Source organism: Massilia aerilata (assembly GCF_042656905.1).
Classification (GTDB): domain Bacteria; phylum Pseudomonadota; class Gammaproteobacteria; order Burkholderiales; family Burkholderiaceae_D; genus Telluria; species Telluria aerilata.
The window spans coordinates 252,310-274,310 of record NZ_JBHSMZ010000010.1 but is presented as its reverse complement, the minus strand read 5'-3'; the positions used below and the strand labels follow the sequence as shown (position 1 = coordinate 274,310).

The 22,001-nt window shown below is 67.2% G+C and carries 17 protein-coding genes; 7 read left to right on the top strand and 10 right to left on the bottom strand.

The annotated features are described in order from the left end of the window. Nucleotides 1-18 precede the first annotated feature (18 nt). Nucleotides 19-414: a hypothetical protein gene (locus ACFPO9_RS15775; protein WP_379772070.1), complete on the bottom strand. Its 396-nt coding sequence runs from the start codon at nt 412-414 to the stop codon at nt 19-21. 173 nt (nt 415-587) lie between these two features. Here ACFPO9_RS15775 and ACFPO9_RS15770 point away from each other — a divergent pair, with 173 nt between their 5' ends. Both ACFPO9_RS15770 and ACFPO9_RS15765 read left to right on the top strand, forming a co-directional pair. Next, nucleotides 588-1,160, top strand: a complete 573-nt coding sequence (locus ACFPO9_RS15770; RefSeq protein WP_379772069.1) for a lipocalin family protein — start codon at nt 588-590, stop codon at nt 1,158-1,160. A 101-nt stretch (nt 1,161-1,261) separates the two neighbouring features. Continuing rightward, nucleotides 1,262-2,173, top strand: a complete 912-nt coding sequence (locus ACFPO9_RS15765; protein WP_379772068.1) for a helix-turn-helix domain-containing protein — start codon at nt 1,262-1,264, stop codon at nt 2,171-2,173. Nucleotides 2,174-2,274: 101 nt separating this feature from the next. On the opposite strand, the gene ACFPO9_RS15760 is transcribed toward ACFPO9_RS15765, so the two are convergent. The 9 genes from ACFPO9_RS15760 to ACFPO9_RS15720 form a co-directional block, all read right to left on the bottom strand. Continuing rightward, a complete protein-coding gene (locus tag ACFPO9_RS15760; RefSeq protein WP_379772067.1) occupies nt 2,275-2,814 on the bottom strand; it encodes a DUF2058 domain-containing protein in 540 nt (179 codons plus the stop codon). Nucleotides 2,815-2,872: 58 nt separating this feature from the next. Beyond that, a complete protein-coding gene (locus tag ACFPO9_RS15755; RefSeq protein ID WP_379772066.1) occupies nt 2,873-4,030 on the bottom strand; it encodes an extracellular catalytic domain type 1 short-chain-length polyhydroxyalkanoate depolymerase in 1,158 nt (385 codons plus the stop codon). Between the two features lie 10 nt (nt 4,031-4,040). Then, nucleotides 4,041-4,457, bottom strand: a complete 417-nt coding sequence (locus ACFPO9_RS15750; protein ID WP_379772065.1) for a CopG family transcriptional regulator — start codon at nt 4,455-4,457, stop codon at nt 4,041-4,043. Nucleotides 4,458-4,513: 56 nt separating this feature from the next. After that, the gene (locus ACFPO9_RS15745) at nt 4,514-5,812 is read right to left on the bottom strand and encodes an MFS transporter (protein WP_379772064.1); all 1,299 of its coding nucleotides are present in this window, start codon (nt 5,810-5,812) and stop codon (nt 4,514-4,516) included. A gap of 2 nt (nt 5,813-5,814) precedes the next feature. Then, entirely contained in the window at nt 5,815-8,307 is a 2,493-nt protein-coding gene (locus tag ACFPO9_RS15740; RefSeq protein ID WP_379772063.1) for a family 20 glycosylhydrolase, read from the bottom strand. 4 nt (nt 8,308-8,311) lie between these two features. Next, complete coding sequence (locus ACFPO9_RS15735; RefSeq protein ID WP_379772062.1) at nt 8,312-10,978, bottom strand: TonB-dependent receptor; 2,667 nt, start codon at nt 10,976-10,978, stop codon at nt 8,312-8,314. A gap of 139 nt (nt 10,979-11,117) precedes the next feature. Next, nucleotides 11,118-11,318, bottom strand: coding sequence for a DUF2905 domain-containing protein (locus ACFPO9_RS15730; RefSeq protein WP_379772061.1), 201 nt, complete (start codon nt 11,316-11,318; stop codon nt 11,118-11,120). Between the two features lie 126 nt (nt 11,319-11,444). Beyond that, nucleotides 11,445-13,016: a methyl-accepting chemotaxis protein gene (locus ACFPO9_RS15725; RefSeq protein WP_379772060.1), complete on the bottom strand. Its 1,572-nt coding sequence runs from the start codon at nt 13,014-13,016 to the stop codon at nt 11,445-11,447. Nucleotides 13,017-13,046: 30 nt separating this feature from the next. Then, on the bottom strand, nt 13,047-14,633 hold the full coding sequence (locus ACFPO9_RS15720) for a methyl-accepting chemotaxis protein (protein ID WP_379772059.1): 1,587 nt from the start codon (nt 14,631-14,633) through the stop codon (nt 13,047-13,049). 198 nt (nt 14,634-14,831) lie between these two features. Between ACFPO9_RS15720 and ACFPO9_RS15715 the strand changes: the two genes are divergently transcribed. From ACFPO9_RS15715 to ACFPO9_RS15695, 5 genes are all read left to right on the top strand, one after another. Further along, a complete protein-coding gene (locus tag ACFPO9_RS15715) occupies nt 14,832-16,034 on the top strand; it encodes an ABC transporter substrate-binding protein (protein ID WP_379772058.1) in 1,203 nt (400 codons plus the stop codon). A 2-nt stretch (nt 16,035-16,036) separates the two neighbouring features. Then, a complete protein-coding gene (locus ACFPO9_RS15710; RefSeq protein WP_379772057.1) occupies nt 16,037-18,442 on the top strand; it encodes a sensor histidine kinase in 2,406 nt (801 codons plus the stop codon). Between the two features lie 105 nt (nt 18,443-18,547). After that, entirely contained in the window at nt 18,548-19,426 is an 879-nt protein-coding gene (gene uvsE, locus ACFPO9_RS15705) for a UV DNA damage repair endonuclease UvsE (RefSeq protein ID WP_379772056.1), read from the top strand. Between the two features lie 129 nt (nt 19,427-19,555). After that, a complete protein-coding gene (locus ACFPO9_RS15700; protein ID WP_379772055.1) occupies nt 19,556-20,467 on the top strand; it encodes a bestrophin family protein in 912 nt (303 codons plus the stop codon). A gap of 12 nt (nt 20,468-20,479) precedes the next feature. Then, nucleotides 20,480-21,985 (top strand): acetyl-CoA hydrolase/transferase family protein, encoded by a 1,506-nt coding sequence (locus tag ACFPO9_RS15695; RefSeq protein ID WP_379772054.1) that lies wholly within the window; start codon nt 20,480-20,482, stop codon nt 21,983-21,985. The last annotated feature ends 16 nt before the right edge of the window (nt 21,986-22,001 follow it).

Sequence of the window (22,001 nt, the reverse complement as noted above, 5' to 3'; positions counted from 1 at the left end):
CGCGGGTAGCGTTTTTTATCAGTTATTGAATAAGCCGGTTTTGTGTGTCACGTCGGATTCGCTCATCGAAAAACGTTTAACGACATCGGCTTGGTCATACATGACCACGAGTTCTTTTTTCTTGCCGCTGGCGCTGGCGCCGAACAGATTTACGATTGGGACATAGCTGATGGCGTCAGCCGAGACGTTCGAAAAATCGTAATTCCAGATTTCCAGGCCACCATCGGTAAACGTGGTCTTAGTTGGCGAACCAAACATCGATCGAATATCATTTTTCGTCGTCTTGCCTTGCACGATCTTTTGGCTGACGCTCGCTTCGCTTTCCTTACGCAGCGATTCGTTACCGACGCTGGCACAACCCGTGACCAAAATACTGCTGATCAGGACTCCCCCGACTACTAATAATTTTTTCATGTGGTCTCTTTAGTTTTTACACATATAAATACGTACTAATTGAAGTTCAGCACGTATTACTTACAGTATAAGAAAATTGCCTCAAGCGCAACATATTGTTTATTCTCAACAAAACGGCGTTTATGGATCTGGGCTGATAGGATGAGCTCTTAACGAGAAATCTTATAAACACCATGCCGCTCCCCGTTTCCCGCCTCGCCCTGATCGCCCTCGGCCTGCTCGGCGCCACCATGACCGTGCTGGCCGCAGCGCGCGAGCGCCATGAGGGCTCCGACCTCGAACCCATCGCGTCCCTGGACGTGCCGCGCTACCTCGGCGCCTGGTACGAGATCGCCAAATACCCGAACCGCTTCCAGAAGCAGTGCGACCGCGACACCACCGCGCATTACAGCCTGCAGCCCGGCGGCGGCATCCAGGTGATCAACCGCTGCCGCCGCGCCGACGGCCGCATCGACGAGGCGGTGGGCAGCGCGCGCCAGATCGGCCCGGCCGATTCGCCGAAGCTCGAAGTGCGCTTCGCGCCGGGCTGGCTGTCCTTCCTGCCGATGGTGTGGGGCGATTACTGGGTGATCGACCTCGATCCGGACTACCAGCTGGCGGCGGTGAGCGAACCGAAGCGCGAATACCTGTGGATCCTGTCGCGCACACCCACCGTGCCGCGCCTGGCCATGGCCGGCCTGCTCGACCGCCTGGCGCGCCAGGGCTTCGACATCAACAAGCTGGAAGCGACCAAACAAGCACGTTGACAACACTTCAGCCATGCATACGCGGCAAATGCTTGCCAAAGGCGGGTTATTTACGGAATATACTTATTTCATATTTGTAATTATTTCGTAAACAAACCCGGATGAAGCCGCCCTCGCGCGTATCGCGCCTGTACGAAGTGATGGACCTGATGCTGGACTCGGTCGGCGACCCGCTCGCGCTGAAAAGCCTGGCGGCGTCGGCCAGCTATTCGTCCTTCCACTTCGACCGCATCTTCCGCGAGCTGACCGGCTTCTCGGCCGTCGAATACCAGCGGAAGCGCCGGCTGCGCCGCGCCGCCCACCTGCTGCGCCACGAGCCCGACGTCGCCATCGTGCGCATCGCCCAGGACTGCGGCTTCCCATCCAACGCGGCCTTCGCCAAGGCCTTCAAGCAGCAGTTCTCGATGTCGGCCAAGGCCTGGCGCGAAGGCGGCTGGCGCGAATACATGGACCAGCAGGTGGGGCGCGAAAGCGACGTCAGTTTCTTCGTGGCCGAGCCGGACAATCTCGAGGCGCTGCTGGCGCCCTACTGCCCGCCGCAGCCGGGCACCATCGCCGCGCGCATCGCCGTGCGCATGCTGCCGGCCGTGACCCTGCGCTACCAGCGCTTTTTCGGCCAGTCCGGCGCGGCGCTGTCGATCGCCTGCAACGATGTGGTCTGCGAACGCGAACGGCGCGACGCGGCGGCCGGCGCGCCTGGCGGCCGGCCCTGGTACGGGGTGTTCGACGAGGATCCCGGTTTTACGGGAGAAAGCGAATACTGCTACGACTTCGGCCACGCCGACGATGCCGGCGCGGACCCCGGCATGGGCATGCGCGTGCTGCCGGCCGGGAGCTACGCCTGCCTGGACTTCCACCAGGAATGGCCGCGCTTCCGCTCCATGTACGAGGACTGGCTCGACAAGCAGTCGCTGTGGCGGCTGGACAGCACCCGGCCGCACATCCAGATGGTCGAGCGCAGCCTCGACGGCCGCTGGCGCGGCTGGCTGGCGCTGCCCATCAAGAAACGCTAAAAGCGCGTAACAGGGCCCTCAGGGCAAGGCGCGTCGTCGAAGACAGTACGTTAGTACGGCGAGACGATGCAACGCCGCCATGAGGGTTCTGTTATGCGCTTTTACCAGGTGAAGTCGTCCGGGATCTTGAAGTCGGCGTAAGGATCGTCTTCCTCGACCGCCTGCGGCGCGGCTTTGGTCACGCGCACCACGCTCTCCGGCGCGCGCTCGGCGATCTTCTCGGCGATCACGCGCGGCACCAGCTCGAAGCCGCCGCCGTGGGCGACGATGGCCAGGCGGCCCGCCACCAGGTGATCCCGCACTTTCCCGGACACGTGGATGCGCTCGATCCTGGTCCCCATCGTGAAGTTGTAGGGAATGTCGCCATTGCCCTTGGGCTGGCGGTTGGTCGTGACCATCTGCGCGATCTGGGCGGCGACCGCCTTCTGCGCCGCGGCGGCGTCGCGCTGGGCGTTCAGCTCGCGTGCGCGCTCGGCGTTCTTGCGCTGTGCTTCCAGCGCGGCCTCGCGCGACGCGTTCTGCTTTTCGACGCCAGTGCGCAGCTCGATCTTGTGCTGCTTGCTCTTTTCCTGGTTGGCCAGCTTGACCTTCTTCTTGTCGACCAGGCCGGCCTTGAGCAGCTGCTCTTGCAGGGAAACCATCTTGTGACTCCATGTGTGTGAAGCCGCAAGCATAGCAAACCCGCCGCTCAGTGGGAACTCAGTGGGAAAGGAAGAAGCGCAACATCTCGGCCGAGGCGTTCGGGCCGGACGACGTCGCATACGAGCCGGCCGTGCTGCCGCCCGACCACGCGTGGCCCGCGCCGTGCAGCGTCCAGTGCTCCGCCACCGCGCGTCCGCCGGCGTCCAGCGCCACGGTCCGGGTGTGTCCCTGGCCGCGCTCCTCGGTTTCCTTCACCGCGCCTTGCGTGAATTGCCGGTACACGGCCTGTCCGTTCGACGCGTGCACGGTCGCATCGCTGTCGCCGTGGAAGACGATCACACGCGCCGGCGCGATGTCCGTTGCGCTCTTGTGCTTCCTGGCGCCTTTCATGGCGTTCAGCGCGGACATCAGGTCATGCGCGGCGCCGGCCGGCAGGCCGGAGTGCACGCCAAGGGCGGCGTACAGTTCCGGGTAGCCGGCCGCCATCACGGCCGCCATCGCGCCGCCGGCCGACAGGCCCGCCACATAAACGCGGCGAGCATCGCCATCGTGTTCGCGCAGCACCTGCCGCGTCATGCCGGCGATCAGCGAGGGCTCGCCCTGGTCGCGATTCTGGTGCCCGGCTTCGAACCAGTTCCAGCACTGCGAGTGATTCGCGCCCGCCGCCTGTTCCGGGTACAGCACCAGGCAGCCCTGCTGTTCGGCCAGCAGGTTCATCGTCGTGCCGGCGGCAAAGTCTTCGGGATTCTGCTTGCAGCCATGCAGCATCACGACCAGGGGACGCGGCCCGGCTGCCGGCTTGCGCGGCACATACAGGCGGTAGTTGCGCGTGCCGGCTTCGTTGCTGAAGCTGCCCGCCAAAAACTGGCCGGGGCCGTGCGTGGCCGGGTCGACGGCCCTGCTGCCGGCCGCCTGGCCGGGCAGGTTCGAGGCGAAGCGCGCCATCCAGTCCGGCATCGCCGTGCCGGCCTTGTCCGGGCCAGCGTCCTGCTGGCGGAACTTGGCCGACCACGCCGGCGGCGGGTTCAGGTCGACGAAGGGCGCCGCCTTTTCCTGCGGCGATGCGGACGACGAAGCGGGCGATGCGCGGCCGCCCATCAAGCCGGCAGCGCTCAGGGCTTCCTGGATGATCGCGGTGGCGGCAGCCGGGTCCTTGCCCTGGCCATTGCGTACCGCGCCGAGGATGTTCTCGACAAATTTTTCATAGGGTTTCATGGGTATTCCTTCAGGATTCGATGCGGTCCGCGAGCGCCGCCTTGACGGCGTTCGAGGCGAGAAAGGCGCCCAGCACGTGGATCGAGACGATCGCCTCGCGCGCCAGTTCGGGGGGGACGTCGTCGTCGATGGAGGCGAGGCCGAGCACGTGGATTTCCAGCCGTTCGCCGGCGGCGACGGTCTTTTCCAGCTCGGCTTTCGAATAGCGCTGCATGCCCATCACGTAGCGCTTGCGCGTGACGGTCTGGCGGATGACTTCGCCGTGCTGCTCCAGCTGCTTGCGGATCGCCATGCGCACGAAGTCGGTGCGGTTGGTATAGAAGCCCTCTTCGACCAGCAGGTCCATCTGCGCGAGGTCGACTAGGCCGAGGTTGATCGTCACCTTTTCGGTGTCGGGGAATTTGGATTTTGCTTCGACAAGCTTCATGAATATACTCTCCTTATACTCCATGTGGAGTATAAGGAGAGTATTTCAAGAGGCTTTCAAGAATTTTCGAGCGGTTCCAGTCGCACGAACCGCGTCAGCACCAGCACCGGAATTGCCGACAAGACAACCCACAGGAAGAAATGCCGGTAGCCCAGCGCCTGCTGGATGTCGCCGCTGACCACCTTGGACAGCACGAAGCCCAGCTGCATGAAGCCCGAGCCCAGCGCGTAGTGGGCGGTCTGGTAAGGTCCGGACGCGATCACCTGCATGATGAACAGGATCATGCCGACGAAGCCGAAGCCGTAGCCGAACATCTCGGCCGCCAGCGACGCAGTGACCACGCCCAGCGAATCCGGCTGCGTCATGCTGAGGTAATAGAACACCAGGTTCGGCACGTTCATCGCCAGGATCAGCCAGGGCATCGCGCGCTTCAGGCCGATCCAGGACGTGAAATAGCCGCCCAGGATGCTGCCGACCAGGAAGGCGGCGGTGCCGGCGGTGCCGTAGATCGCGCCGACTTCCTGGGTCGACAGGCCCATGCCGCCGATCGCGCGGGCGTCGCGCAGGAACAGCGGGCCGATGGTCTGGACCTGGCCCTCGGCGGTGCGGAACAGCAGGATGAACAGGATGCCGAGCCAGATGCCGGGCTTGGCGAAGAAGGCGCGGATCACGTCGGCCAGCACGTCCACGGTGCCGCGCATGGTGGCCGCCTGCTCCCTTGTCGCCGGAATGCCGGACGGTCCGGGCAGCGCCCATGCATGGTAGATGCCCAGCCCCGCCATCAGCGCGCCCAGCAGGCCGAACACGGTGGCCCATGCCAGCTGCGGGCCGGCCTTCTGCTCCAGGTAACCGGCCAGGATCACCAGCCCGCCCAGCGACAGGAACTTGGCGCCGTTGAAGAAGGCGCCCTGCCAGCCGGCATACGCCGCCTGCTGTTTCGCCGACAGGCTGGCGATGTACAAGCCATCCGCGGCGATGTCGTGGGTGGCGGAGGCGAGCGACACCACGCCCAGCAGCGCGATCGCCAGCGCGAACCAGGCCGGCAGCTGCAGGCCCAGCGCCAGCGCGCCGAGCGCCACGCCCCCTAGTATCTGCAGCACCACCACGATCCGCTTCTTGCTGCGGAAAAGCTCGAGGAAGGGGCTCCACAAGGCTTTAAAAACCCAGGCCAGGCCGAGCACGCCGGTCCAGCGCGCGATCTGCTCGTTGGGCACGCCCATGCTCTTGAACATCAGGCCCGCCACCAGCGCCACGCTGTAGAACGGCAGGCCCTGCGCAAGGTAGAGGCTGGGCACCCAGGCCAGCGGATGGCGCATCGTGTGCGGCGCCAGGTGATGCGGTTCTGCCTTGTCCATGCTTAGCTGCCCTGCTCCAGGTCGAGGGTGACGATGCGGCTGCTGCGCCCGCGGGTGTCGAAGGTGGCCACCTTGTAGGTCGAGGCTCCAGCCGGCGCCTCCACCGGACCCGCATGGCGCGGGCTGGCCGCGGTCGGCGCGCTGCCGTCCAGAGTGTAATGCAGGGGCAGGCCCGGCAGGGCGACATTCGCGTGGATGGTCCGGCCCTCGCGCAGCACGCCCGGCGGCGGCAGGCGGTAGCCATAGGCCAGCGGCGCGCGGTCCAGGCGCGGCAGCTCGCGCTGGCCGAGGCGGTTGGCGAACGCGTTCCAGTCGGTCTCGATGGCGGCCGCGCGCTCAAGCGGGTCCTCGATCGCGCACCAGCCGGGGTCCGGCGCCCAGGCCCGCTCCGCCAGCGCCACCATGCGCGGCGCCGCCAGGTATTCGACGCGGGCGCGCGAACGCGCGTTCTCGCCCCACAGCTGCCCTTGCAGGCCGAGGATGCGCGCGCGTCCTTCACTGGACAAGCGCGCCATCGCCGCCAGGCGCTCGGCCGGGATGTCGCGGCCCATCGGGTCGCTGGCGGCGCTGGCGATCATGTCCAGCGGGCAGAATACGAAGGCGTGCCTGGTTTCGACGAAGCCGGCCCAGTAATAGCCCGGCTCCTGTGGGTCCTTGGCATAGGCCAGGTCGAAATACAGGTTGGCGGCGTTCGCCAGCACCACGTCGTAGCCGGCGTTCGCCAGGCGGTAGGCCACGTCTTCCTTGCCCGAGCCCCAGGCATTGTTCCAGGCGTAGACCTGGAAGCCGGGGCCGTCGAAGTCGCGCTTGGGCAGCGGCAGCGGCGCGCCTTCGACCTTTTGCGTGTTCTCGTGCTGGGCCGGCGCGCAGCCCTCGGCGGTGGCGGCGCCGTGCTTCAGCGCCGTCTCTTCCCAGCCGGCGAAGGCCAGGCCGTGCCGGGCCAGGATCGCGCGGCAGCGTTCGACGAAGTCCGCGTGCAGCTGGCTGACTTCACTCCAGCCGCGCTCCTGCATCAGCCGCCGGCAGATGGGCGAACCGAGCCAGGCGCCCAGCGGCACCTCGTCGCCGCCCGTGTGCACGGCGCGCAGCGGCACGCCGGCTTCGCGGTACAGCGCCGCCACGTGGGCGACCACGGTGTCGAAGAAGCGGTCGACCGAGGGCAGCGCGATGCACATCACATTGTCGCGCCACATCTGCACCGATTCGTAGACCGAGGCATCGTCCGGATCGCTCAACAGATAACGTTCGGCGCCTTCGATGTCGCCTTGCGCGCGCAGGCGGTCGTGGCGCGCGCGCATCGCCAGGACGGCGGCGCGCGCATGGCCCGGCATGTTGAATTCCGGGACCACCTCGATGTGGCGCGCATGGGCATAACGCAGGATGGCGATGAAGTCGGCGGCGTCGTAATAGCCGGTACCGGCCGAGCCGACGACGTCGGCGCCGGAACCGAAGGACGGCGGCAGACTCTGCCCATCCTTCGTCACGCCGCGCTTGGAGCCGATCGCCGTCAGCTCCGGCAGCGCATCGATCTGCAGGCGCCAGCCTTCGTCGTCGGTCAGATGCAGGTGCAGCTTGTTCAGCTTGTAGCAGGCCATGCAGTCGAGCAGGCGCAGCACCGTCTCCCTGGACGAGAAATGGCGCGCCACGTCCAGCATCATGCCGCGGTAAGCGAAGCGCGGCGCATCCAGCACGCGGCCGGAGGGCAGCGTGCCGTCCGGCGCCATCAGCTGGGCCAGGGTCTGGATGCCGTTGAAGACGCCGTGGGCGCTGGCGCCGCAAATCCGCACCGATGCCGGACCGATATCGAGCAAGTAGGCCTCCGGCCCGGGCGCGTCGACGGCGCCGATGGCCAGCTCGATACGCGCGCCGGCGCCCCCATACAGGCCTTGCAGGAGCCCATGCAGGAAAGAGGCTTCGCCAGCCAGCGCGGGACCGGCGGCGAGCTCGCTGCCTGCGGCCAGCATGCAGCGCGCGCCGTTGAAACAGGCATCGCGCGGCCGCGGCGTGATGCGCCCGATGTCGTCCCGCGGCAGCAGGCGCAGGCTGGCGTTCTCGCGATAGCGCCGCTCCGCATCGGCCGGCGGCAGCAGGTCCCGCGCGTTGCGGTGCAGCTGCTCGGGGCGCGCGAAGGGCAGGATCTCGGGGTCGCCCAGGTCGCTGACCTCGCCGTCCGCCTCGATCAGGTAGAAGCCCAGCGGCGCATCGGTCACGCTGATGGCCCAGAACTGCGCCACGTAGCCGATCTCGAGCGCCTGGCCGGGCAGCCAGTCCGCGCCGGTGCGGGCGCGCAGGCGGAACAGGTCGCCGTTCAGGTGGTCGATGCGATAGCCTGCATCGACCGTGTCCGCCAGCACCCGGCGGCAGGTGTTGAAGTAGAGCGCCCACCCTGCCGCCACAGGCTTGTCCGACAGGTTCCGGATCGACAGCCTGGCGGAGAAGGCTTCTTCCCCGACCAGGTTGGACAGGCACTCCCAGGTGATGCCAACAGCTGCCATGGGATTACAGCTTGCCGCGCAGGCCGAGGTAGAAGGTGCGGCCATTCGAGTAGAAGGCGCGCGGGCGGTCCTTGTTCTCGGCGTACATCTTGATGGTCTCGTTGGTGAGGTTCAGCGCATCGAAGGTCAGCGTCAGGTGCTCGGTCAGCTTGACGTTCACCGATGCCGCCAGCGAAGGCATGCTGTCCACGTGCTGGCTGGCGCCGCGGTCGACGCCGGCTTTATAGGCCGAGCGGTAGCTGTAGGCCAGGCGCGCGCTGAAGCGTTCGTCCTCGTAGAAGCCGGTCAGGTTGTAGGTGTTCTTCGAGGAGTTCAGCATCTCGCCGCCGTCATCCAGTTCGCCGTCCGCATAGGTGTAGTTGGCCAGGAAGCCGAAGTTGTTCATCAGCGGCTGCTGCCAGCTCAACTCCACGCCCTTGTTCTTGGCGCCGGTGTTGTACGGGGACGTGATCTGGTAATCGGTGAACACGCCGCGCTTGTTGTTGTAGTAGCTGCCGGTGCTGGTGCCCTGGGCCACGATGGAGCCGAAGTCCATGTAGAACAGGCCGGCCGACAGCGCCGCCTTCGGCGCGAAATACCATTCGGCCGAGAGGTCGAAGTTGGTCGAGCGCACCGGGTCCAGGTTGACGTTGCCGCCGCTGCCGGACAGCGCGTCGTCGTTCAGCGATACCGAGCCGCCCAGCGCGCTGTAGTCGGGACGCGCCACGGTCTTGGCGACCGCGCCGCGCACCACCAGGTCGGGGCGTACGTCGAATTTGACGTTCACGCTCGGCAGGTAGTCGCGGTAGGTGCGCTTGAACTCCGTCGGCGTGTAGGGACCGAAGGCCGAGCCGGTGATCGGCGCCGTGCCGCCCGGCAGGTTCACGATCGTGGTCTGGCGCGTCTCCACCGCGCGCAGGCCGGCGTTGCCGCTCCAGCCGTTGCCGCCGAATTCGGCCATGCCGTACAGGGCCGCGGTCTTCTCGCCGACCTTGAATTCGTCCAGCCAGTTGTGGCGCAGCGTGTAGTCGAGCAGGCGGTTGCCCGGCACCGCGCCCCAGGTGCCGAGGGCCGCGCCGTCGTACTTGAAATAGCCGTTGAAGACGCTGCCGCCGAGATCCGAGCCGAAATCGCCCGGATACATCGTGCCGTTCCACACCGGTCCCGGGTTGCTGAAGCCGTTCGGGCCCGGACGGGTTTCGAGCGGGTGCTCGGCGGTGCGGGCGTGGTCCGTGAAGCGCGCGCCGAAGCGCACCGCGCTCAGCCAGGCACTCAGTGCATTTTCACCGCGCACGGTGAACACGCCGTCGATCTGCCCGTATTTTTCCTGGTCCACCGACTGCGCCTCGCCGCCGCCGGCCCAGGCCGTGCTGCCGGGCTTCGCGGTGTTCCCGCCGGGGTAGCTGACGCTGGCCGGGGTCAGGCCGTTCAGCGCATAGACCATGCCGCCGTCGACGTTGTTCTGGTAATAGACGTCGTCGCGGTCGTAGCCGACGCCGTGGGTCTTGCCGACGCGGCCCGTGAAGCTCAGGTCGTCGCTGGCGCGGAAGCGGCCGTTCAGGTCGAGGTACCAGGATTCGCCGCCGGCGTTCGGGCGGTAGATGTTGTCGACCTCGCCCGAGTTGCTCACAAAGCCGGCGCCGACCAGGGTGCCGTTGCGGATCACCGGGTTCTGCGGAATCAGGCCGCTGCTGTTGATCGAGTTCGCGGGCGCGGCCAGCCAGTTGGTGTTCTGGTGCGGCGCCTGCAGTTTCGAATAGAAGCCGTTCAGGTCGACGCCGAAGTCGCGCGAGGGCTTCGCTTCGATGTCGAAGGCGCCGCCTTCGCGTTTCTTCTTCTGCTCGAACAGCGCGGCGCCGATGAAGGTCGGCACAGCCACGCCGGCCAGCGCAGGATTCGCGATGGCGGCGGCGCTGCCGGCGCTGATCGGGGTATAGCCCAGCACTTCCTGGCCGTCGCGGCGCACGCTCTGCTTCTCCGAGAAGCCCTGCAGCAGCACGCCGAAGTTGTTGGCCGGGTTCTTCCAGCCGACCAGGGCCGACACTTGCGGCTCGGTCTTCTTCGACAGGTCGTTGTAGTTGGCCTGCAGCGAAGCCTCGACGGTGAGCGGCTGCTTGAAGTCGAGCGGACGGCGCGTGATCACGTTGATGGCGCCGGACACGCCGCCTTCGACCAGGTCGGCGGTGGCGCTCTTCTGCACCACGATGGAGCCGACCAGCTCCGAAGGCAGCAGAGAGAAGGAGCTCGAGCGGCCGACGTTGCCGCCGATCTGGTTCAGCACGAACCAGTCGCCGGTGCTGATGGCGTGGCCGTTGAACAGGGTCTGCTGCAGGCTGGGGCTGGTGCCGCGCAGGCTGACGCGGTCGTTCTCGCCGAAGCCGCCCTCGCCGCCCGCCGACGACTGCGTGTTCACGCCCGGCAGGCGCTGGATCGCATCGGCCACGTTCTTGTCGGGCATCTTGCCGATGTCTTCGGCGGTCACGACTTCGACCACCGAATCGGCGTTGCGCTTCTGGCGCAGCGACTGCTCGAGCGCGGCGCGCACGCCGGTCACGATCACCTGCTGCGCTTCCTGTCCCTGCTGCTCCTGGGCCTGGGCTTGACCCTGTACCGTCATGCCCAGCACCAGTACCGATACCGCGCTTGCGATCGCGGTGCGTGCGATCACCCTGCCTGCCTTAGCCTCGTTCATGTCATCTCCCGTAAATTGTGGATCAAGCTCTTCTTCGTATGGGGCGCATTGTGTCGTTGATTTCTTGGCCATGTTTGTCAAATCTTGCTATCGCGATTGCGTGCGTCATTTTTTTGACACGCAGCCGTGCTAGCGAAATTCAACGGCGGAAGAACCAGAGCAGCAGGGTCAGGACGACCGAGACGATGAGGCAGGTGACGATCGGAAAGCTGAACGAGAAGCCTTCGCGGACGATGTGGATGTCGCCCGGCAGGCGGCCGAAAGGGAGGCGGCGCAGCCAGGGCCAGGCGAGGCCGGCGATGAGGAGGATGAGGCCGAGGGTGATGAGGAGTCGTTGCATATGCGTTGGCACGCAGCGCTGAAACGTCGTCCCCGCGGAGGCGGGGACCCAAGTTTGCGTGAGGCGTCCGTAGCTGATTTTACAGGTACGCGACGAACTTGCATTCCCGCCTGCGCGGGCGCGCGATCAGCCGATCAGCACCGGCAAACGCGAACCCGTCTGCCCGGTCCTGAACACACTGACCACCTGCGCCAGCCTTCCGGCCTGATCCTGCATCGCCTCCGCGGCCGCAGCCGCTTCCTCGACCAGCGCCGCGTTCTGCTGGGTCACCTGGTCCATCTGCACCACGGCCACGTTCACCTGCTCGATGCCCTGGGTCTGCTCGGTGCTGGCGGCGGTGATCTCGGACATGATGTCGGTCACGCGCTGCACGCTGCTGACGACTTCGCGCATGGTGTCGCCGGCCTGGGCGACCAGGCGGCTGCCGGCCGACACGCTGCTCACCGAGTTCCCGATCAGCGCCTTGATCTCCTTGGCGGCGGCGGCCGAGCGGTGCGCCAGGTTGCGCACTTCGCCGGCGACGACCGCGAAGCCGCGGCCCTGCTCGCCGGCGCGCGCCGCTTCCACGGCGGCGTTCAGCGCCAGGATATTGGTCTGGAAGGCGATGCCGTCGATGACGCCGATGATCTCGGCGATCTTGCCCGATGCGGCGTGGATGTCCTGCATGGTGCCGACCACCTGCTCGACCACCGCGCCGCCGCGCACGGCCACGCTGGAGGCGGTCTGCGCCAGCAGGTTGGCCTGGCGCGCGTTATCCGCGTTGTGGCGGACCGTCGAGGTCAGTTCTTCCATCGACGCCGCGGTCTCCTCCAGCGAGCTGGCCTGCTGCTCGGTGCGCGAGGACAGGTCCTGGTTGCCGGCCGCGATCTGCTGGCTGGCGGTGCCGATCGCATCGCTGCCGATGCGCACCTCGGACACGATGCCGGACAGCGAGGCATTCATCTTCTGCAGCGCCGCCAGCAGCTGGCCGACTTCGTCGTTGGATTCGACGGTGACCGTCTGCGTCAGGTCGCCGTCGGCCACGCTTTGCGCCAGATGCAGGGCCTGGGCGATCGCCCGGCCAATGCCCTGGATCAGGAACCAGGCGACGGCCGCGCCAAGCAGGCCGCCGATCACGTTCAGCGCAATCGCCACGTTGCGCGCATGCTCATAGCGCACCAGGGCGGCTTCGTATTCTTTTTTGGCGACGTCGATCTGCAGCTTGATCAGGGCCTGCATGTTCTGCTGCGCCGGCAGGTAAAGCTTCACCAGCGGGCCGGTGGCCGCGGCCTTCGCGGCCTCGGCGTCCTGGGCGCGCAGCGCCGCGATGACCGGCTTCACGCCCAGCTCGACGAACTGCGTGCGGCTGTCGATGAAGGTCTTGGCCAGCGCCTTTTCATCGCCGGTCAGGAAGGTGGCCATGTACTTGCCCCACTGTTCGGAGATCTGCTTGACGCGGCCCTCGACCTCATCGGCCGAGGCGCGGCCATCGCCGCCTTCGAGGGTGGCGCGCAGCAGGGCGTTCTGGTTCCGCTGCATCAGGCTCAGCACGTTGCTCAGGTCGGCCAGTGCGATCAGGCGGTCGTTGTAGACGGTCTGCAGGGACGCATTGGTGGCGCTCAGGTTCGACAGGCCGGTAAGGCCGACGACGATGGCCACCGCGCTCAGCAAAGCGGTGAGGAAGATGAGACGGGCTTTGATGCTGATGTTCTTGAACATGATGCGGCTCGGTCGGAAAAAAGGGTTGGATTACGGGACTTGGATTCTTGCGGGGGCGGGACGGGCGCCGGTATCCAGCTTGAACACGCTGACCGACTGCGCCAGGCTGCGGGCCTGCTCCTGCATCGCGCCGGTGGCGGCGGCGGCCTGCTCGACCAGGGCCGCGTTCTGCTGGGTGACCCGGTCCATCTGCGCGATCGCGCCGTTCACCTGTTCGATGCCGATGCTCTGTTCGCGCGAGGCGCTGGAAATTTCGCTCATGATGCCGGTGACGCGCTGGACGCTCGCGACCACTTCCTGCATGGTGGCGCCGGCCTCGCCCACCAGGCGGCTGCCCTTGCCGACCTTCTCGACCGAAGCGTTGATCAGGGCCTTGATCTCTTTTGCCGCAAGCGCCGAGCGCTGGGCCAGGGTGCGGACCTCGCCGGCCACGACCGCGAAGCCGCGCCCCTGCTCACCGGCGCGCGCCGCTTCCACCGCCGCGTTCAGGGCCAGGATATTGGTCTGGAAAGCGATGCCGTCGATGACGGCGATGATGTCGACGATCCTGCGCGCCGAGTCGTCGATCTCGCCCATGGTCGCGACGACCTGCTCGACCACCACGCCGCCGCGCACGGCCACGCCGGAGGCGCCGGCCGCCAGCTCGCTGCCCTGGCGGGCATTGTCGGCATTGTTCCGGACGGTGCCGGTCAGCTGCTCGAGCGCGGAGGCGCTTTCTTCCAGCGCGCCGGCCTGCTGCTCGGTGCGGCCCGAAAGATCCAGGTTGCCGGCGGCGACCTGGACGGCGGCGGTCGATATGCTGTCGGCGCCGCCGCGCACCTGGGTCACCAGCGCATTCAGCCTGTCGTTCATGACCTTGAGGGCGGCCATCAGCTCGCCCGCTTCGTCGCTTGACGCCACCTCGACGCGGGTCGAAAGATCGCCCCTGGCCACCGCGTTCGCCAGCGCGACCGCCTGGCGCAGCGGCACCGTGATGCTGCGCGTCAGCCACCAGGCCAGCATGGCGCCGAGCAGCACGGCCAGCGCGCCAAACGCCGCCAGCAGCCGGCGTCCGCTGCCGGCCATCTCGGCCACGTGCGTCCTGACGCCGTCGAAGATGCGTGTCTGGTGCGCGGACAGGCGGCGCACCGCCTCGTCATAGGCCAGCACCGCCGGCAGCATCTTGCTCTCGGCCAGGCGCAGGACCTCGTCCTGGCCGGCCGCGCCGCCATCCTTCAGCGCGAACACCTCGTCGCGCGCCGCCACGTAGACCTTGCGGCGAACGCCGATCTCAGCCAGCATGGCCTTGCCGTCGGCCGAGGCCACCAGGCTCGCGATCTCCTGCTGGATCCTGCTGATCTCGGCGCTGTTGGCCTTCATCCTGGCGTTGATTTCCTTGAGGTCCGCGGCATCCGTGGCGCGCAGGCGGGCGTCGATCAAGGCGCGGTTGACGCGGCTGTCGGCGTGCCACAGGTCGGCCAGGCGGTTCTTGCGGGCCGCCGCGTCCATCGCATCGGTGGCGTCGACCACCTGCTGCAGGCGCTGCGCGCCGATCGCCGTCAACGCCACGGCCAATGCCAGCACGAGGGCAAACGCACAGCCGAGCCGGACCCCTATCTTCAAATTACGGACTTGCATCTCTCCTCCGGATGGCGCATCGGCAATTGTGTCGAAGTGTCAAGAGCGCCGGTTAACAATATTCATGATACGCATATTTACTATCCGTGGAGCAATTGGTTGCGGCGTCGCAACATTCTGTGAACAAGAAGAAAACTGGTCCGAAGAGCGGAAAAGCTAAAATGCTCTCTTTCGATTGTTAAGTTGATACCGAGTCCAGTGAACCCACGCATTTCCTCCCGTTTTTTGCGCCGGCTGAGCCGCCTGCTGACCGTGGCCATGCTGGCCAGCGGGCTGGCGCAGGCGGCCGCGCCGCAGCCGGTGCTGCTGGGGATCGACGGCGAATTCGGGCTGGACAACAGCACCTCGGCCCAGGCCGTCGAGCTGGGCATGCGCGCCGCCATCGCCGAAATCAATGCCGGCGGCGGGGTGCTCGGCGGGCGCCGGCTCGAACTGGTGACCAAGGACCATCGCTCGATCCCGGCGCGCGGCATCCGCAACATCCAGGAATTCGCGCGCATGCCCGGCCTGGTGGCGGTGTTCGGCGGCCGCTTCAGCCCCGTCATCATCGAGGAGCTGCCGACCCTCAAATCGACGAAGACCCTGTTCATGGCGCCCTGGTCTTCGGCCGATGCGATCGTCGACAACGGCATGCAGCCGAACTACGTCTACCGCCTGTCGCTGCGCGATTCGCTGGCCATGCCGCGGCTGCTGCAATCGGCCCACCGGCGCCGGCTGGACCGGGTCGGGCTCCTGCTGACGAACACTTCCTGGGGCCGCAGCAATGCCGAGGCGGCCGAGCGCGCCGTGGCCGCCAACCGCGGCATGCGCATCGTCGGCACCTCCTGGTACAACTGGCGCGACACCACTCTCATCGGCAAGTACCGGCAGCTGCGTGAGGCCGGCGCCCAGGCCATCGTGCTGGTCGCGAACGACGACGAAGCGGCGGTGCTGGTGCGCGAGGTGGCCGCGCTGCCGAAAGCGCAGCGGCTGCCGATCCTGAGCCACTGGGGCGTGACCGGCGGCGAATTCGTCAAGCAGGCCGGCTCGGCGCTGCAACAGGTCGATTTTTCCGTGATCCAGACCTTCAGCTTCTGGCAGGCCGACCCGGCGCGCGTGCGGCGCTTCCTGGCCAGCGCAGGGAAGATCTCGAGCGTCAGGCGCATCGAAGACATTAAAGGACCGGTCGGCACCGCCCACGCCTACGACCTGACACACATCCTGGCGCAGGCCATCGAACGCGCCGGCAGCACCGACCGCAAGGCGGTCCGCGACGCGCTCGAGAAGCTGCCGGCCTGGCGCGGCCTGATCAAGAACTACGCGCCGCCCTTCACGCCTGCCCGCCATGAAGCGCTGGGCCCGGACGAGCTGCTGATGGCGCGCTACCGGGCCGACGGCGCGCTGGTGCCGGCGCGGGAGTGAGGATGGCGCCCGCCTCTCCTCCCGCACGGCTGTCGCGGCAATTCGCGATCGCCGCCGCGATCCTGACCGCGGCCGCCATGCTGCTGATCTCGATCGTCTCGTTCTGGCTGATCGACCGCCAGCGCGGGCACGCCAACGACCTGTTGCAGCAGCGCGAGGTCGCCTTCCACGCGCGCACCGCCGGCCACAACCTGGAAGCGCTGACGACCCGCCTGGCGGACGTCGCGGCCAGCCCGATCCTGGCCAACGCCCTGGTCGACAGCGCCGGCAAGGAAACCTATCTGACGCCCTACCTGCACGGCCTGCGCCAGATGAACGGGATTCCGGTGCAGGTGCTGTTCACCGATTTCGAAGGCAAGAAAATCGCCGACAACGGCAGCACCGGTTTCGGCGAGCCCGAATATGCCTGGCTGCGCGAGCGCCTGGCCAGCGGCATCGAGCGTACGACGCTGCACAAGGGCGAACTGTTCGGAGTCTACCTGCTGCGCTACTCGCGCACCCGCACGCCGGAAGGCGCGCTGATGTACAAGATCCGCCTGGACGACCTCAAGCCGGCGCCCTGGGCCGTGCTCGAACCCGCCGGCGCGCGCACACCGCAGGCGCGCGAGATCAGCGCCCCGGTGCCGCTGCCGCCCGGCCTCGCGCACCTGGACCTGGCGCTGCGCGAGGACGAACGCAAGCTGGCGGCGCCGCTCGACACGCCGGCCCCGCAATACCTGCTGATCGGCGCCATCACCGCCGCGCTGGCGCTGCTGGTCTTCCTGCTGGCCCAGCGCCTGGCCTTCGGCCTGACGCGCGACCTGCGCCTGCTGGAAGCCTTCTCCGCCAGCCTGGGCGGTGCGGGGATCAAGCGCCAGCGCGCGCCGCTGGCCGGCAGCCGCGAAGTGGTCAGCCTGGCCGGCGCCATCAACCGCATGCTGGACCGCCTGTACGAGCAGCACGCGCACCTGGAAGCCGAGCGCCGCAAGTTCCACCAGCTGTCGAACAACATCCCGCAGCTGGTGTGGATGGCCGACCCGGACGGCAACATCCTCTGGTTCAACGATCGCTGGTACGAATTCACCGGCGCCGAAGCGGGCGCCATCTCGGCGGAGGACTGGCAGAAGCTGCACGATCCGAACGTCCTGCCCGAGGTGATGCGGCGCTGGCGCGAGGCCATCCTCAGCGGCCGGCCTGACCAGATGACCTTCCCGCTGCGCGGCCTCGACGGCCGCTATCACAGCTTCTTCTGCTCGATCGCGCCGCTGCGCGATGCGGCCGGCCGCATCCTGCAGTGGTTCGGCACCTGCACCGACGTCAGCCAGCTCGAGGAGGCCGAGCGCGCGGTGCGCTACAGCGAAGAGCGCCTGCAGCAGGGCCTGGTGGCGGCGCGCATGGCGGTGTGGGAGCGCGATCCCCTGAGCGGCGCCGTCAGCTTCTCGGCCAACCTGCACAGCGTCTTCGGCATGCACTGGACCAACGTGAACGAGCTATGGGCGCTGGTCGATCCCGAGGACCAGGCCTCCCTGCGCGAGACCGTCAAGGCCGCGATCAGCGAAGGCCTGGATGCCGGCGAATACCGTGCCACGCCGCGCATCCGCCGCGCCGACGATGGCCGCACCATCTGGATCGACATCCGCGGCCGCCTCGGCCTGGGTCCGGACGGGCGCAGCACGGTGGTGCACGCGGTGGCGATCGACATCACGGAACGCAAGCACGCCGAGGAAGCGCTGCAGCTGGCGGACCGCCGCAAGGACGAATTCCTGGCGATGCTGGCGCACGAGCTGAGGAACCCGCTGGCGCCGATCAGCAGCGCGGCCGACATGCTGCGCATCGCCTATGCCGGCGAGCCGCGCGTGAAGCAGATCAGCGACATCGTCGCGCGCCAGGTCGCCCACATGCGCCACCTGGTCGACGACCTGCTGGACGTCTCGCGGGTGACGCGCGGGCTGGTGACGCTCAGCCGAAAGGCGGTGGACCTGCGGCGCGTGGTGGGCGAAGCGGTCGAGCAGTCGCGGCCCCTGGTCGAGACGCGCCGCCACCGGCTCGAGGTGGCGCTGCCGGAGGCGCCGGTGATGGTCGACGGCGACCACACGCGCCTGGTGCAAGTCGCCGCCAACCTGCTCAACAACGCCGCCAAGTACACGCACGAGGGCGGGCACATCCGGGTGACCCTGGACGCGCACGCCGGCCAGGCCCGCCTGGCGGTGCGCGACAACGGCACCGGCATCGGCCCCGACCTGCTGCCGGTGGTGTTCGACCTCTTCACCCAGGGCTCGCGCACCCTCGACCGCGCCCAGGGCGGCCTCGGCCTCGGCCTGGCGCTGGTGCGCAAACTGGTGGAGCTGCACGGCGGCCAGGTGACCGCCAGCAGCCCCGGCCAGGGCCAGGGCAGCACCTTCACCGTCACGCTGCCGCTTGTTGCCTAAAACCGGGGTCAGACCCCGGTTTTAGGCAATTGCGGCACGGTACTGGTTTGACGGGGCGGGCGTTTCGTTGGAATATGGCATGCCCATCAACGATTCTGGTGCGCTATGGTTCCTGAGCTTGGATTGGTCTGCATTACCGTGTCGAAGGACGTCCGCTACCGCACCGTCACGCGCAAGCGGCTGCTGGAACATTCGGACGAGGGCCAGCGCAAGCTGCTCGACGATATCTACCGCGACAACATCCAGACCCTGGCCGGCGCCCTGCAGTACTGCAAGCGCGAAGGCATCCGCCTGTACCGCATGCCGTCCTCGATCTTCCCCTTCTTCGACGACGACGTCGGCCGCGAAGTGATGCGCGACCTGGCGCCGTCTCTGGCCCACACCGGCCGCCGCGCCATCGAACTGGGGCTGCGCCTGGTGATGCATCCCGACCAGTTCGTCGTGCTCAGCTCCGATTCGCCGGAGGTGGTCGCCAACAGCGTCAAGATCCTGCAGATGCACGCCGATATCATGGACCTGCTGCAGCAGCCACGATCGCCCTGGGCCGTGCTCGAAATCCACGGCGGCAAGTCCAACCGCAGCGATGCGCTGGTCGAACGCATCCGCCAACTGCCGGACCCGATCCGCTCCCGCCTCTGCCTCGAGAACGACGAGTATTCGTACAACGCCGAACAGATCCTCGATGTCTGCACGCGCGCGCAGGTGCCGATGGTGTTCGACGCCCACCACCACATCGTCAGCGAAAAGCTGTCCAGCTACGACGACCCCAGCGTGGCCGCGATGCTGGCAAAGGCCAGGGAAACCTGGCCCGACCCGGCGCATCAGATGGTCCATATCTCGAACGGCCGCGAAGGCTTCAACGACCGCCAGCATTCCGACCTGATCGCGGTGATGCCCTCGGCCTATGCGCAGGCGCCGTGGATCGAGATCGAGGCCAAGAACAAGGAAGAAGCGATCGCCGGGCTGCGCGGATGGCTGCATTAACGAACGGCCACGCTGCGCCGCACCATTCACCGTCCGCATGGCGGCCATCAGGAATCGGAATTGGGCAAGCCGGCATGCCAGGTTCAGAATGGCCCTGCTATTGCTTACCGATGCAGAGATAGATAGAACATGATCGTCCGCGACCGTCCTTCGCCGCTGCGCCTGTTCCTGGTGATGCGCGGGTCGGTCCTGCCGAACATCTGGAAAAGCCTGCTCGGCACCACCCTGCTGGCGGCCGCCGTCACCTGGACCCACGGCAGCCTGTGGGGCCACAAGATCGCGCTCGGCGCGATCCCCTTCACGCTGATGGGACTGCCCCTCGCGATCTTCCTCGGCTTCCGCAACAACGCCGCCTACGACCGCTACTGGGAAGGCCGCAAGCAATGGGGCGAACTGGTGACCCGCAGCCGCAACCTGGCGCGCCAGTGCCTGTCCCTGGTCGATGAATGCGCCGCGCGCGAACGCATGATCCGGCGCGCGATCGCCTTCGCCCACGCCCTGCGCCACCGCCTGCGCGGCAGCGATCCCGCGGCCGACGTCCAGCCCTGGCTCGGCAAGGAAGAATGGGCGCGCCTGCAAAGCCTGCCCAACCTGAACCACGCGCTGATGCTGGAGATGGGCGCGGACCTGAGCCGCTGCCTGCGCGAGCACCGCATCGAGCCCGTGCTGGCGACTAGCCTCGACGCCAGCCTGTCGGCGATGAACGGCGCGGCCGCCGCCTGCGAGCGCATCCGCGGCACGCCCATCCCCTTCTCCTACACCCTGCTGCTGCACCGCACCGCCTACCTGTATTGCTGGCTGCTGCCCTTCGGCCTGGTCGACTCGATCGGCGACCTGACCCCGGTCGTGACCCTGCTGGTCGCCTACACCTTCTTCGGCCTCGATGCCCTCGGCGACGAGATCGAGGAACCCTTCGGCACCTCCGACCACGACCTGCCGCTCGAGGCCATATGCCGCACCATCGAGATCGACCTGCGCGCCGCCCTCGGCGACACCGAGCTTCCCCCACCCCTGCTGCCGGTGGACTACCGGCTCAGCTAACCACCTGGACACATGAAGACTGAATACCTGGATCGAATCCGCTGCGACCGGCTGCGCAATCGCGTCACCGGCGCCGCCGAAGCAGCAAGCTGGATCAAGGACGGCATGACCGTCGGCATGAGCGGTTTTACCCGCGCCGGCGACGTCAAGCTGGTCCCGGCCGCGCTGGCCGAACGCGCGCGCCGCGAACCGCTCAAGATCACCCTGCTGACCGGCGCCTCGCTCGGCAACGACACCGACAAACTGCTCACCGAAGCCGGGCTACTTTCGCGCCGCATGCCTTTCCAGGTCGATCCGGTGCTGCGCGCCGCCATCAACCGCGGCGAGGTGATGTACATCGACCAGCACCTGTCCGAGACCGTCGAGCAGCTGCGTAGCCGTCACATCAAGCCGGTCGACGTGGCGGTGGTCGAAGCGGTGGCGATCACGGAGAGCGGCGCGATCGTGCCCACGACCTCGGTCGGCAACAGCGCCAGCTTCGCGATCCTGGCCGACAAGGTCATCGTCGAGATCAACCTGGCCCAGCCCACCGGCCTCGAAGGCCTGCACGACATCTGGATTCCGAAAAAGCGTCCGATGCGCGAGCCGATCCCGATCATGTCGGTCGAGCAGCGCGCCGGCACGCCCTGGATCGAGATCCCGCCCGAGAAAATCGCCGCCATCGTCATCACCGACCAGCCGGACAGCACCTCCTCCGTGCTGCCGCCCGACGAGGACACCGCGGCGATTGCCGGCCACCTGGTGCGCTTCTTCGAAGACGAGATTCTCAAAGGGCGCCTGACCAGCAGCCTGCTGCCGCTGCAGGCCGGCATCGGCAGCATCGCCAACGCGGTGCTGGCCGGCTTCGTCCACAGCCCCTTCCAGCACCTGACCATGTATTCGGAGGTGCTGCAGGACTCGACCTTCGACCTGTTCGACGCCGGCAAGCTGGAATTCGCGTCCGGCTCCTCGATCACCCTCTCGCCCGAGAAGAGCGCGCAGGTGTTCCGCGACTTCGCCCGCTACAGGGACCGGCTGGTGCTGCGCCCGCAGGAAGTGTCGAACCATCCGGAAGTGCTGCGGCGCCTGGGCATCATCGCGATCAACACCGCGCTGGAGGCCGACATCTACGGCAACGTCAACTCGACCCACGTGGCGGGCACCCACATGATGAACGGGATCGGCGGCTCGGGCGACTTCGCGCGCAACGCGTATTTGTCCGTGTTCGCCACCAAGTCCACGGCCAAGGGCGGCAAGGTCTCGTCGATCGTGCCGATGGTCACCCACGTCGACCATTCCGAGCACGACGTCGACATCATCGTCACCGAGCTGGGACTGGCCGACCTGCGCGGCCTGGCCCCGCGCGAACGCGCCGGCGTCATCATCGAGCGCTGCGTGGCCGAGCCGTATAAAACCATGCTGCACGCGTACGTGGAAGAAGCGCGGCAGCGCGGCGGCCAGACCCCGCACGTGCTGGAGAAGGCGTTTTCCTGGCACCAGCGCTGGCGCGAAACGGGCTCCATGCTGGCCGAGGATTGACGCGCCCCCGCGGTCT